Consider the following 13,470-nt stretch of genomic DNA (forward strand, 5'->3'; position numbering starts at 1 on the left):
AATTTCCATATTTCCTCCATTTTTAACTGTGTAGAAACAGGTAGAATGTCACTATTCCAAAATTTCATTTCAGTATTTCTGATTAGCTAGTTGCCAGTGGGATCACAAAAGTAATGAATAAAAATAAAAATGCTAAAAAAAGAATTTCTCTTATTATCGCTTTAATCATCGTAGCCGCAGGTGCTTACGCCTATTGGCAATTTAATGCAGCAAAAACAGCTACAGCTGAAAATAAAGGAACTCAAGCAACAAGCTCACAAAGTCGAAGCACAACTGGATCTCGTCGCCCTCCTATGCCGCCCGTTCAGGTCGCAACATCAATACAAGAAGATGTGCCTCAATTTTTATCGGCTTTAGGTACAGTGAAAGCAACCAATAGCGTCACGGTGACAAGTCGAGTTGAAGGTCAATTAATGGCTTTGCATTTCACGGAAGGGCAACACGTTCAACAAGGTGATTTATTAGCAGAAATTGACTCTCGTCCATTTGAAGTGCAATTAGCCCAAGCCAAAGGACAACTTGCAAAAGATCAAGCCACATTAGCTAACGCACGTCTTGATTTAGCACGTTATCAGAAGTTGGCAAAAACTAATTTAGTCTCACAACAAGAGTTGGATAATCAGCAAGCCTTAGTGAAACAGTCAGAAGCGAGCATTCGTATTGATGAGGCTACGATCAGTAATGCGCAACTGCAATTAACTTACAGTAAAATTACAGCACCGATTTCAGGTCGAGTGGGTTTAAAACAAGTTGATGTGGGTAACTATATTTCAGGTGGTTCATCAACGCCGATTGTGGTTATTAATCAAATGGACCCTGTTGATCTGCTTTTTACATTGCCAGAACAAGATTTAGCAAAAGTCATTCAAGCACGTAAAAACAATACTGATTTGCCTGTCACTGCATTAGACAGAAATAACCAATTTGAATTAGCTCAAGGAAAATTATTTAGTGTTGATAACCAAATTGATGCTACAACTGGCACTATTAAGTTAAAAGCGCGCTTCCCACAACAAGAGACAACATTATTTCCTAATCAATTCGTCAATGTCCGTCTTTATGTCACCACATTAGAAAAAGCAGTTGTTATTCCGAATGCTGCTTTGCAAATGGGTAATGAAGGTCACTTTGTTTGGATTGTGGATAACGAAAATAAAGTGAGCAAATTACGCGTAGAAATTGCCTTACAAAATGCAGAAAAAGTTGTGATAGCGTCTGGTTTATCAGCAGATCAGCGTGTTGTAACGGATGGTGTGGATAGATTAACACAAGGTGCAAAAGTCGAAATCGTGACACCTTCTGTACCAAAGACTCAAGAAAATAACCGTGTAGTTGCGGAGAAAGCGTAATGACCGAAAAAACACACGGTACAGGTGGAGGACCATCTCGCCTATTTATTCTGCGCCCTGTTGCAACAACCCTTTTTATGGTCGCCATACTGTTAGCAGGGATTGTCGGCTATCGTATGTTGCCTGTGTCTGCCTTACCTGAAGTTGATTATCCAACTATTCAGGTTGTTACTCTCTATCCTGGAGCAAGCCCTGATGTAATGACATCAGCTGTCACTGCACCACTTGAACGCCAATTTGGGCAGATGTCTGGGTTAAAACAGATGTCATCACAAAGTTCTGGTGGTGCATCGGTGATCACACTGATGTTCCAATTAACCTTACCATTAGATGTTGCAGAGCAAGAGGTACAAGCTGCGATAAATGCAGCGACGAATCTACTCCCCTCCGATTTGCCTTACCCACCGATTTACAGCAAAGTAAACCCAGCTGATCCACCAATTTTAACTTTAGCGGTAACTAGCTCAACATTACCGATGACACAGTTGCAAGATATGGTTGAAACCCGTATTTCGCAAAAAATTTCACAAGTTAATGGTGTTGGTTTAGTCGCTTTAGCGGGTGGCCAGCGCCCCGCAGTTAGAGTCAAACTCAATGCACAAGCTGCGGCGTCTTACGGTTTAGATAGCGAAAAAATTCGTGTAGCAATCAATAATGCGAACGTTAACTCAGCGAAAGGAAGCCTTGATGGCCCTACTCGCTCTGTAACCTTATCGGCTAATGACCAAATGAAATCATTAGAAGATTATCGCCAACTTATCGTTGCCTATAAAAATGATGCGCCTATTCGTTTATCTGATATCGCAACTATCGAACAAGCGCCTGAAAATAATCAGTTAGGTGCATGGGCCAACAATGAACAGGCGATTATTATAAATGTTCAACGTCAACCCGGCGTTAACGTTATTGATACCACTGATAATATTCGTAATTTATTACCAGATTTAGTCTCTAATTTACCTAAATCAGTGAATGTTGAGATCTTAACTGATAGAACCACAACGATCCGCGCGTCAGTTAAAGATGTGCAATTTGAGCTTGGTTTAGCTATCGCCCTTGTGGTGATGGTAATTTATCTCTTTTTACGTAATGGTGTCGCAACCTTAATTCCAAGCATTGCCGTACCACTTTCATTAGTTGGTACATTCGCAGTGATGTATTTCTGCGGTTTTTCTGTCAATAATCTCACTTTAATGGCATTAACGATTGCCACAGGCTTTGTTGTCGATGACGCCATTGTTGTGATTGAAAATATCTCCCGCTACCTTGAGCGTGGTGATAAACCATTAACTGCAGCACTAAAAGGGGCTGGTGAAATTGGTTTTACCATTATTTCGCTTACTTTCTCTCTTATTGCTGTACTGATCCCTCTGTTATTTATGGGGGATATTGTTGGTCGCTTATTTAGAGAGTTTGCAATCACCCTTGCAGTCGCCATTTTAATATCTGCGGTGGTTTCGCTAACATTAACGCCAATGATGTGTGCACGATTGCTAAAACCTGAAAATGAAATCAAACACAATCGTTTTGAAATAGCATGTGAACACTTTTTTGAAAAGATGATTGCCGTGTATGCCGTTTGGCTAAAACGTGTATTAAACCATCAATGGATAACGCTTGGTGTTGCACTCAGCACTTTGGTGTTAACTGTTTTGCTGTATATGTTTATTCCTAAAGGTTTTTTCCCATTACAAGATAATGGATTATTGCAGGGTACCATTGAAACCTCACAATCTATTTCTTATCAATCAATGGTTGAAAAACAGCAACAAGTGGTTGATAAACTGATTGATGATCCTGCAGTTGATAATATTGCCAGTTTTGTCGGCATTGATGGCAGTAATGCAACTCTCAATACGGGCCGATTACAAATCACATTAAAACCCCTTGATCAACGCGACTCGCGTATTGATACAATAATTCCTCGCCTACAAGAACGCATAGCCTCTATTTCAGGCATAACGCTCTATTTGCAACCCACTCAAGATCTAACAATTGATACGCAAGTATCTCGTACTCAATATCAATTTACGTTGCAAGCAACATCATTAGATGAATTGGCACATTGGGTACCAAAGCTTTCCCAATCATTAAAAAATAGTCCAGAACTAACCGACATTAGCAGTGATTGGCAAGACGGCGGTATGATGGCGTATATCAAAGTAGACAGAGATTCTGCAAGTCGCTTAGGTATTACAATGAGTGAGATTGATAACGCACTTTATAATGCTTTTGGTCAGCGTTTAATTTCAACTATCTACACTCAAGCAAATCAGTACCGCGTTGTATTGGAACAAGATATTCGCAGTGGTGATGGTTTACAGGCGCTCTCAGCCGTACATTTAACTGGCAAAGATGGTGCGATGGTACCTTTATTATCTATTGCATCCGTAGAACAACGCCTAGCGCCACTTTCGATTAATCATCAAGAACAATTCCCTTCAGCAACATTCTCATTTAATGTCGCTGAACAATCGTCGCTTGAAGAAGCAGTAAAAGCAGTAAAATTGGCTGAAGAGCAGATTTCTATGCCTAAAGATATCACCACACAATTCCAAGGTGCGACGTTGGCATTTGAAAGTGCGCTTTCTAGCACTTTATGGCTGATTATCGCGGCTATTGTGGCAATGTATATCGTACTCGGTGTGTTATATGAGAGCTTCATTCACCCTATTACTATTTTATCTACGCTACCTACGGCAGGTGTCGGTGCATTACTTGCATTAATGGCCGCGGGTAATGAACTTGATATTATTGCGATTATTGGGATCATTTTGCTTATCGGGATCGTAAAGAAAAACGCGATCATGATGATAGACTTTGCCCTTGCCGCCGAACGAGAGCAAGGTTTAACCCCTTACGAGGCTATTTATCAAGCGTGTTTATTACGTTTTCGTCCAATATTAATGACAACAATGGCCGCACTTCTCGGGGCTTTACCTTTGATGCTAAGTACTGGTGTAGGGGCAGAGTTACGTCAGCCATTAGGGGTTTGTATGGTTGGTGGCTTAATTATGAGCCAGATCTTAACCCTGTTTACTACGCCAGTTATTTATCTACTGTTTGATAAATTATCACTCTATGTAAACCGCAATAAACATATTGAGAATAATGACGGGGCTGTATCATGAAGTTCTTCGCCCTCTTTATTCAACGACCTGTAGCAACTACGTTACTCAGTTTGGCGATTTCGCTATGTGGTGCATTAGGATTTATGTTGCTCCCTGTTGCCCCATTGCCTCAAGTTGATTATCCGGTTATTAATATTTACGCCTCATTACCTGGGGCGTCGCCAGAAACTATGGCGTCATCTGTGGCAACACCGCTTGAACGCTCTTTAGGGCGAATTGCGGGTATTGATGAAATGACATCAAGCAGTTCGCTTGGCAGTACCAGCATTACACTGGTGTTCGATTTAAACAAAGATATCAATACAGCAGCTCGTGATGTACAGGCAGCGTTAAATGCCTCACAAAGCTTGTTGCCTTCAGGTATGCCAAGCCGTCCGCGTTATTATAAATCGAATCCTTCAGATGCTCCGATTATGATCTTAACGCTCACTTCTGATACCCAAAATACAGGGGAGCTTTACGATCTCGCCTCAACAAGGTTGGCACAAAAAATCTCGCAGATTGAAGGTGTCAGTGAAGTTTCGGTTGGTGGCGGTTCATTGCCAGCGATACGTGTCGCCCTCAATCCCGATGCATTATTTAACCAAAATGTCAGTCTTGATGATGTTAGAAAAGCGATTAACCAAGCGAATGTGCGGCGGCCTCAAGGCTTTGTCAATAACGATGAAAGCCGTTGGCAAATCCAAACTAACGATGAGCTAAGTAAAGCGGCGGAATATCGTCCTGTGATCGTGCATTACAATCAAGATGCAGTTGTGCGTTTAGGCGATGTGGCACAAGTTACCGATTCTGTACAAAACTCGCGAGCCGCAGGGATGAGTGGCGGTGAACCGGCTATTTTGCTGGTTATTCGTCGTGAAGCAGGCGCTAATATTATTGAAACGGTTAACCGCATTCGTGATGAGCTTCCAGAATTACGTGAGCTTATTCCCGCAAGCGTTGACTTGAAAGTCGCACAAGATAGAACACCGACTATTCGCGCATCATTAGCGGAAGTTGAGCGCGCATTAACCATTGCTGTGGCGTTAGTGATTTTAGTTGTATTCTTATTTTTACGCTCCGGTCGCGCCACGCTGATCCCCGCAGTTGCTGTACCCGTTTCATTAATTGGTACTTTTTCAGCCATGTATCTTTGTGGCTTTAGTTTAAACAACCTTTCATTGATGGCATTAACCGTAGCGACAGGCTTTGTGGTTGATGATGCTATTGTGGTGCTGGAAAATATTTCTCGCCATATTGAGAATGGTTTAAAACCTAAAGATGCCGCCTTAAAAGGGGTTGGCGAAGTTGGTTTTACTGTCCTTTCGATGAGTATTTCTCTTGTTGCCGTTTTTATTCCATTACTGTTAATGGATGGTCTTGTTGGGCGATTATTTAAAGAATTTGCCATTACCTTAACAACCGCTATTGCTATCTCGCTATTTGTTTCTCTAACGCTAACACCCATGATGTGCGCGCATTTACTTAAAGGAATGAAACCTAAAGCGCAATCGCATTTACGCGGTTTTGGTAAGTTACTTTTCCGCGCTCAACAAGGTTACAGTGTCACATTACAAGCCGCATTGCGTCATCGACGCTGGGTTATGGCCATTTTTCTCGCCACTTTGGGTTTAAATGCTTATTTATACATCAGTGCACCAAAAACGTTTTTCCCCGATCAAGATACGGGTCGTTTAATGGGATTTGTCCGTGCTGACCAAAGTATTTCATTCCAATCAATGAAAGAAAAAATGACCCGTTTTATGCAAGAAATAAATGCAGATAAAGACGTGGATAGCGTAACGGGTTTTACGGGAGGCGGTCGTATTAACAGTGGGTTTATGTTTATTTCCCTCAATCCACTGTCAGAACGTACTGATAGTGCCAATCAAGTGATCAATCGTTTACGTGCCAAACTTGCTGATGAACCTGGCGCTAACCTCTTTTTAATGCCAGTGCAAGATGTTAGAGCGGGTGGGCGCCAAGCGAATGCCAGTTATCAATTTACATTATTAGCTGATGATTTAAGCGAGCTGCGTAAATGGGAGCCGATTGTCCGTAAAGCTTTGGGTGAACTACCTCAGCTTGTGGATGTTAACTCTGATAAAGAAGATAAAGGTGCTGAAATGGCACTGACTTACGATCGCGATACTATGTCACAATTAGGTATTAACGTCAGTGATGCCAATAATTTGCTGAACAATGCTTTTGGTCAACGTCAGATATCCACCATTTATGCACCATTAAATCAGTATAAAGTAGTCATGGAAGTCTCTGAGCAATACACACAAGATGTCTCTGCGTTAGATAAAATGTATGTGGTCAATAATCAAGGTGAGCGCATTCCATTATCCGCGTTTGCAAGTTGGTATCCAGCTAATGCGCCATTAAGTGTTAATCACCAAGGATTATCTGCATCTTCAACTATTGCTTTTAATATTCCTGAAGGCTATACATTGGCCGATGCAATTGATTCTATTGAACGCACAATGACCGAGTTGGGCGTGCCCAATACCGTAAGGGGCACCTTTGCAGGTACTGCACAGATCTTCCAAGAAACTATTAAGTCACAGCTTATTCTGATCTTAGCAGCTATTGTGACTGTGTACTTGGTATTAGGTGTACTGTATGAAAGCTATATTCATCCACTTACTATTTTATCCACCCTTCCTTCCGCGGGTGTCGGTGCGTTATTAGCGTTACAGCTTTTTGATACACCTTTTAGCTTGATTGCGCTTATTGGCATTATGTTGCTGATTGGTATTGTGAAGAAAAACGCCATTATTATGGTGGATTTTGCGATCACCGCACAACGTGAGGGTAAATTGTCAGCCAAAGAAGCCATTATTCAGGCCAGCTTATTACGTTTTCGCCCAATTATTATGACAACCCTTGCCGCATTATTTGGCGCATTGCCATTAATGTTAGGAAGTGGAGATGGTGCAGAATTAAGACAACCTTTAGGGATAACAATCGTAGGCGGGTTATTAATGAGCCAACTCTTAACCCTTTATACAACCCCAGTTATTTATCTATTTTTTGATGGATTGCGTGAACGTTGGCAACAACGACGTTTCAGCAAGAAAGAGGCTAAAGCATGAAACTGAGAAGCAAGCTGTTCTTGGTCATTTTCGCTACCTGTATGGTTGTGGTTCTTGCAATGCATATTGGTATTCGAGGTAGCTTTCAACAAGGGTTTATTGGCTATATCAAGAAAAACAGTGAACAGCGTGCAACTCTTTTAGCTGAAGCCTTAACAGATCAATATGCTTTAACTGGCGACTGGCGTTTTCTTAATAGAGATGATCGTTCTCTTTATCAAATATTACGCAGTATTGACCAAATAAGCCAAAGCAGTGAAGGCCCACCACCAAAAGGCTGGCGCACACAGTTTTGGATTGTTGATAAAAACATGAAGCGCTTATTTGGTCATGATAATCAGTTTCCTGAAGAAACATTCAAAAAACCAATTACTTCCCATGATGAAATTGTGGGTTGGGTGATTGTCAGTGCCGCAGATAAGATCAGTAGTGAAGCGGATATCAGTTTTGACAAACAACAACTGCGTACCAGTTGGATAATTGCAGGTTTAACGGTTCTTTTAGCTTTACTTATTACATTGATCCTTTCTCGCAATATGATACGCCCCGTTAAACGACTGGTCGAAGCCACACATAAGTTAGCCGCGGGTGATTTTGCTGTTCGCGTCACACCCAGTAGTAAAGATGAAATCAGCCAACTCGCCACAGATTTTAACCAACTCGCCAGCACACTAGAGAAAAATGAGCAAATTCGTCGTGATTATATGGCTGATATTTCACATGAGTTACGTACCCCCCTCGCTATTTTAAAAGGGGAATTAGAAGCGTTACAAGATGGCGTAAGAAAGCCCACGCCAGAGACATTAAACTCTCTGTTATTCGAAGTAACAAACCTGACAAAACTGGTGAATGATCTCCACCAACTTTCATTATCCGATAGAGGCTCACTCACTTATCGTAAAGATTTTATTGATATTAATGAGGTGATTTTATTAGCTGTTGCTTCTTATCGTCATACATATCACACCAAAGATATTGCCTTATACACTGAATTAGATGATGTCTCTCCATTAATTGTACAAGCCGATCCTGACCGACTTATTCAGCTTTTTCATAATCTATTGGAAAATAGTGTGCGCTATACCTATGCTGGTGGGCAATTACATATCAAGACAAAAAAAGAGAACAACTGCGTATTAATAGCCTTAGAAGATAGCGCACCTGGATTAGATAAATCACAGTATCAAGCCGTTTTCCAACGCTTTTATCGTACAGAAAGCTCACGAAATCGTGCCAGTGGAGGTTCTGGATTAGGTCTTGCGATTTGCGAAAATATCGTTGAAGCTCATAATGGTAAAATAAGTGCTATGCCTTCATCTTTAGGTGGCATGAAAATTCTTATAGAATTACCCGCATATTCTGATGATCTCTAAGCCTATAACTATTGAGCCAATAAATGACAGCATCTGAATCACCCTATTCAATCCTGATTGTTGAAGACGAACCTAAACTTGCCCAATTACTTATTGATTACCTTCAAGCATCAGGTTATCAAACTCATTGGTTAGCAGATGGCGCCGAAGTGAGCCATTGTGTAAAACAGCAACATTACGATTTAATATTATTAGATCTGATGCTACCCGTTAAAGATGGCATTACTATCTGCAAAGAGTTACGTCATTTTTCCGATATTCCCATCATTATGGTCACCGCCAAAACAGAGGAAGTAGATAGATTGCTTGGGCTTGAGATTGGTGCTGATGACTATATTTGTAAACCCTATAGCCCAAGAGAAGTGGTCGCCAGAGTCAAAACCTTATTACGCCGTTTTTATCGACCACAAGATATTGTTCAAAGCGATAAGTTAGTTGTCATTGATGAACAGGCTTATCAAATCCAATATAACAATAAAATTCTCGACTTAACCACAGCTGAATTCCGCTTACTCAAAGCATTAGCCACACAACCTGGAAAAATATTAACTCGTGATCAGCTAATGGATCACCTTTATGATGATTACCGCATTGTGACGGACAGAACCATTGATAGCCATATTAAAAACTTACGACGTAAACTTGAGCAACTTAACGATCAAATTGAATTTATTCGCTCAATTTATGGTCAAGGGTATCGTTGGGAGACTCAAGCTTATCGATTTCGATGATATTTTTTCAGGAATACATTGAACCTCGCTACACTTAAGCGCTAGAATCCCCCCCTTTATGATATACCCCTACCCAATGTGTGGGGGACTGACTTGAAATCAGAACCAGGAAATTAACCATGTTTACACCCGAATTACTCTCTCCTGCTGGCTCATTAAAAAATATGCGCTATGCATTTGCTTATGGCGCAGACGCCGTTTATGCAGGTCAGCCACGTTATAGCTTACGTGTGCGTAATAATGAGTTTAACCACGAAAACCTTGCCAAAGGTATTCAAGAAGCCCATGAATTAGGTAAGCGCTTCTATGTTGTGGTTAATATCGCACCCCATAATGCTAAATTAAAAACCTTTATCCGTGACTTAAAACCCGTCATTGATATGGGCCCTGATGCGCTGATTATGTCTGATCCGGGTTTGATCATGATGGTGCGTGAAGCTTTCCCTGAAATGGATATTCACCTTTCAGTACAAGCCAATGCCGTTAACTGGGCAACCGTAAAATTCTGGCGTCAAATGGGATTAACACGAGTGATCCTGTCTCGTGAGCTCTCTATTGATGAAATTGCTGAAATTCGTAAGCAAGTTCCTGACATGGAATTAGAAGTTTTCGTTCACGGTGCATTATGTATGGCTTACTCAGGCCGTTGCCTGCTATCTGGCTATATCAATAAGCGTGATCCGAACCAAGGTACTTGTACTAACGCTTGCCGTTGGGAATATAAAGTCGAAGAAGGTAAAGAAGACGATGTGGGTAATATCGTTGAAAAATACACGCCAATTCCAGTTAAAAACGTTGAGCCTACTTTAGGTGTTGGCGCGCCAACAGATAAAGTCTACTTAATCGAAGAAGCAAAACGTCCTGGTGAATATATGACTGCGTTCGAAGATGAACACGGTACTTATATCATGAACTCAAAAGACTTACGTGCGATTGAACACGTTGAGCAATTAACACAAATGGGTGTGCACTCTCTGAAAATTGAAGGTCGTACTAAATCCTTCTATTACTGTGCCCGTACAGCGCAAATGTATCGTCGTGCAATTGATGATGCTGTTGCAGGTAAACCATTTGATCCAACGTTGCTAACGACATTAGAAGGTTTAGCACACCGCGGTTATACAGAAGGTTTCTTACGTCGTCATACCCATGATGCGTACCAAACTTATGAATATGGTTATTCTGTCTCTGACACCCAACAATTTGTCGGTGAATTCACCGGTAAACGCGTAAACGGTTTAGCTGAAGTTGATGTTAAAAATAAATTTGTTTTAGGTGATAGCCTAGAATTAATGACACCAACTGGAAATATTCAGTTCACGTTAGGATCGTTGTTTAACAAAAAACAACAACCAACGGATGTTGCGCCGGGTAATGGTCATATGGTTTATTTGTCTGTTCCGGAAGATGTTGATTTAGATTTCGCACTGTTGATCCGCAACCTACAAGGTACAACAACACGTCAACCGCATAAGATTGATGCTGTAGAAGTGAAGTAAAGCGTCATAATCTGATTTAAAGTGGTCAATTTCAAATACAGATCACATCAATAATGATTTGTTTACCGTATCATCAGTTCCGAAAAATAAAGAACTAGAATGAATACAGTAAGACTAGGAACCACCTCCTTGGCAAATCCAATCTCCCTTGGATTTGCCTTTTCTTTTTTCATCACCGTTATCAACTCTCCTTTACGTAAACACGTTCTCTTTTTCGTTATCATTTGTAAAAAAAATAGTAATTTTCTCGATATCCATTACCTTTAAAAGAGTGATTCAATTAAAGGGACTCATCAATGAGTAAAATTAGTTTGCTGATCATTAATGGAAAAAGCGCTAACAACGGTGCATTGAGAAAAGCCGTTTACCAATTACGTAACGAAGGTTTTAACCTCCAAGTAAGAGTAACTTGGGAATCCAGTGATATACGTCGTTTTGTACAAGAAGCTATAGATATACAGGCAGAAACAGTGATTGCGGCAGGTGGTGACGGAACGATTAATAGCGTTGTTTCTGAATTAATTCATCTTTCCCCCTCATCTTTACCGACACTTGGTATTATCCCATTAGGCACAGCAAATGATTTTGCCACCAGCGCACAAATCCCTCGTGATATGGAAAATGCGCTTAATTTAGCGGTTAAAGGTCGTGCTGTTCCCATTGATGTTATCTCAGTGAACAAGACGCACTATTTTATTAATATGGCGTCAGGTGGTTTTGGAACCAAAATCACAACAGAAACCCCTGAGGCATTAAAATCAGCATTAGGAGGAGCAGCCTATTTTATTAATGGTCTTTTAAGTATCGACTCTTTAAAAGCTGATTATTGCACTATTGAAGCTGAAAATTTCCATTGGGAAGGTGAATCTCTTATTTTAGCTATCGGTAATGGCCGTCAAGCGGGTGGCGGACAAAAATTATGCTCTGAAGCCTTAATTAATGACAATAAACTCAATATCACCATTGTTGAAGCTCACGAACTTCTCCCCTCTATTTTAAGTAGCATGTTTGATAGCAAGAAAAATGACAAGATAATTGAGCGAGAAAGTCGCTGGGTAAACATTAGTGCTTCTCATGAAATGGTGTTTAATTTAGATGGAGAACCCCTTTTAGGGAATAAATTTGAATTTATTGTGTTACCTGAAGCGATCCACTGCCGGTTACCGCCTCAATGTGACTTGTTATCTTAATGTAGATAAATGACAATCACTCTCATCTCATCATGAACTGGAGTATGTAATGACTGATATAGTAAGTTTGTTAGGTGCTGATGCAAAATCATTATTAGACCATCGTTGCCAAACCATCCCGAGCGAAAATCTCTACCTGCCAGGTTCTGACTTTGTTGATCGTGTCATGATTGATAATAATCGCCCTAATAGCGTGTTACGTTCAATGCAAACCCTGTTTAATCACGGGCGTTTAGCGGGAACGGGTTATCTGTCTATTCTACCTGTTGACCAAGGTGTTGAGCACTCAGCAGCTGCTTCTTTCGCAGCAAACCCTCTCTATTTTGATCCAAAAAATATTGTTGAGTTAGCGATTGAAGCAGGTTGTAACTGTGTTGCCTCTACTTATGGTGTTCTTGCTTCTGTTTCTCGTCGCTATGCACACAAAATTCCTTTTCTTGTGAAATTAAACCACAATGAAACCCTAAGCTACCCAGCGCAATATGACCAAACACTGTATGCCAGCGTAGAGCAAGCCTTTGAAATGGGTGCTGTTGCAGTGGGTGCGACTATTTACTTTGGTTCACAAGAAAGCCGTCGCCAAATTGAAGAAATTTCAATGGCCTTTGAACGTGCTCATGAATTGGGTATGGTCACTGTACTATGGGCCTATTTACGCAACCCAGCATTCAAAAAAGATGGCGTAGATTACCATGCAAGTGCAGATTTAACGGGTCAGGCAAACCATTTAGCGGCAACTATTGGTGCTGATATCGTTAAACAAAAAATGGCTGAAAATAACGGTGGCTTTAAAGCAATTGGTTTTGGTCATACTGATGAGCGTGTTTACACGAAACTCACTACTGAAAACCCAATTGATTTAGTTCGCTACCAATTAGCAAACTGCTATATGGGTCGCGCGGGATTAATTAACTCTGGTGGCGCTTCTGGTAATAATGATCTTGAAGATGCTGTTCGCACCGCCGTTATTAATAAACGTGCTGGCGGTATGGGTCTGATCTTAGGCCGTAAAGCGTTCAAAAAATCAATGAAAGACGGGGTTGCCCTGATTAATGCAGTACAAGATGTTTATTTGGATAAATCCGTCACTATTGCTTAATTGATAAATTTATCTGTG

General features: G+C 40.8%; 8 protein-coding genes. All 8 read left to right on the top strand.

The window, feature by feature from the left end:
* Nucleotides 1–113: 113 nt before the first annotated feature.
* Complete coding sequence (locus GWI68_RS13065; RefSeq protein WP_166540567.1) at nt 114–1,349, top strand: MdtA/MuxA family multidrug efflux RND transporter periplasmic adaptor subunit; 1,236 nt, start codon at nt 114–116, stop codon at nt 1,347–1,349.
* Nucleotides 1,349–4,480 carry an MdtB/MuxB family multidrug efflux RND transporter permease subunit gene (locus tag GWI68_RS13070; protein WP_166540568.1) on the top strand — a complete coding sequence of 1,044 codons (3,132 nt, stop codon included), beginning with the start codon at nt 1,349–1,351 and terminating at the stop codon, nt 4,478–4,480. The genes GWI68_RS13065 and GWI68_RS13070 overlap by 1 nt, the downstream gene beginning before the upstream one ends.
* Complete coding sequence (mdtC, locus tag GWI68_RS13075) at nt 4,477–7,560, top strand: multidrug efflux RND transporter permease subunit MdtC (protein WP_166540569.1); 3,084 nt, start codon at nt 4,477–4,479, stop codon at nt 7,558–7,560. Before GWI68_RS13070 ends, mdtC begins: the two co-directional genes overlap by 4 nt.
* Nucleotides 7,557–8,933 carry a two-component system sensor histidine kinase BaeS gene (gene baeS, locus GWI68_RS13080; RefSeq protein ID WP_166540570.1) on the top strand — a complete coding sequence of 459 codons (1,377 nt, stop codon included), beginning with the start codon at nt 7,557–7,559 and terminating at the stop codon, nt 8,931–8,933. Before mdtC ends, baeS begins: the two co-directional genes overlap by 4 nt.
* A 23-nt stretch (nt 8,934–8,956) precedes the next feature.
* Nucleotides 8,957–9,664: a two-component system response regulator BaeR gene (gene baeR / locus GWI68_RS13085; RefSeq protein WP_109407735.1), complete on the top strand. Its 708-nt coding sequence runs from the start codon at nt 8,957–8,959 to the stop codon at nt 9,662–9,664.
* A 119-nt stretch (nt 9,665–9,783) separates the two neighbouring features.
* The gene (gene yegQ / locus GWI68_RS13090; RefSeq protein ID WP_072068445.1) at nt 9,784–11,163 is read left to right on the top strand and encodes a tRNA 5-hydroxyuridine modification protein YegQ; all 1,380 of its coding nucleotides are present in this window, start codon (nt 9,784–9,786) and stop codon (nt 11,161–11,163) included.
* A 296-nt stretch (nt 11,164–11,459) separates the two neighbouring features.
* Nucleotides 11,460–12,353, top strand: coding sequence for a lipid kinase YegS (gene yegS / locus GWI68_RS13095; protein ID WP_166540571.1), 894 nt, complete (start codon nt 11,460–11,462; stop codon nt 12,351–12,353).
* Between the two features lie 49 nt (nt 12,354–12,402).
* On the top strand, nt 12,403–13,452 hold the full coding sequence (fbaB, locus tag GWI68_RS13100; RefSeq protein WP_109407737.1) for a class I fructose-bisphosphate aldolase: 1,050 nt from the start codon (nt 12,403–12,405) through the stop codon (nt 13,450–13,452).
* Nucleotides 13,453–13,470: the final 18 nt, after the last annotated feature.

The organism is Proteus sp. G2669 (assembly GCF_009915245.1).
In the GTDB taxonomy this organism is placed as follows: Bacteria; Pseudomonadota; Gammaproteobacteria; order Enterobacterales; family Enterobacteriaceae; genus Proteus.

Coding starts and splice junctions, on each gene's coding strand:
- fbaB (WP_109407737.1), top strand. CDS start 12,403: ATGACTGATATAGTAAGTTTGTTAGGTGCTGATGCAAAATCATTATTA.
- GWI68_RS13065 (WP_166540567.1), top strand. CDS start 114: ATGAATAAAAATAAAAATGCTAAAAAAAGAATTTCTCTTATTATCGCT.
- mdtC (WP_166540569.1), top strand. CDS start 4,477: ATGAAGTTCTTCGCCCTCTTTATTCAACGACCTGTAGCAACTACGTTA.
- yegS (WP_166540571.1), top strand. CDS start 11,460: ATGAGTAAAATTAGTTTGCTGATCATTAATGGAAAAAGCGCTAACAAC.
- baeR (WP_109407735.1), top strand. CDS start 8,957: ATGACAGCATCTGAATCACCCTATTCAATCCTGATTGTTGAAGACGAA.
- baeS (WP_166540570.1), top strand. CDS start 7,557: ATGAAACTGAGAAGCAAGCTGTTCTTGGTCATTTTCGCTACCTGTATG.
- yegQ (WP_072068445.1), top strand. CDS start 9,784: ATGTTTACACCCGAATTACTCTCTCCTGCTGGCTCATTAAAAAATATG.
- GWI68_RS13070 (WP_166540568.1), top strand. CDS start 1,349: ATGACCGAAAAAACACACGGTACAGGTGGAGGACCATCTCGCCTATTT.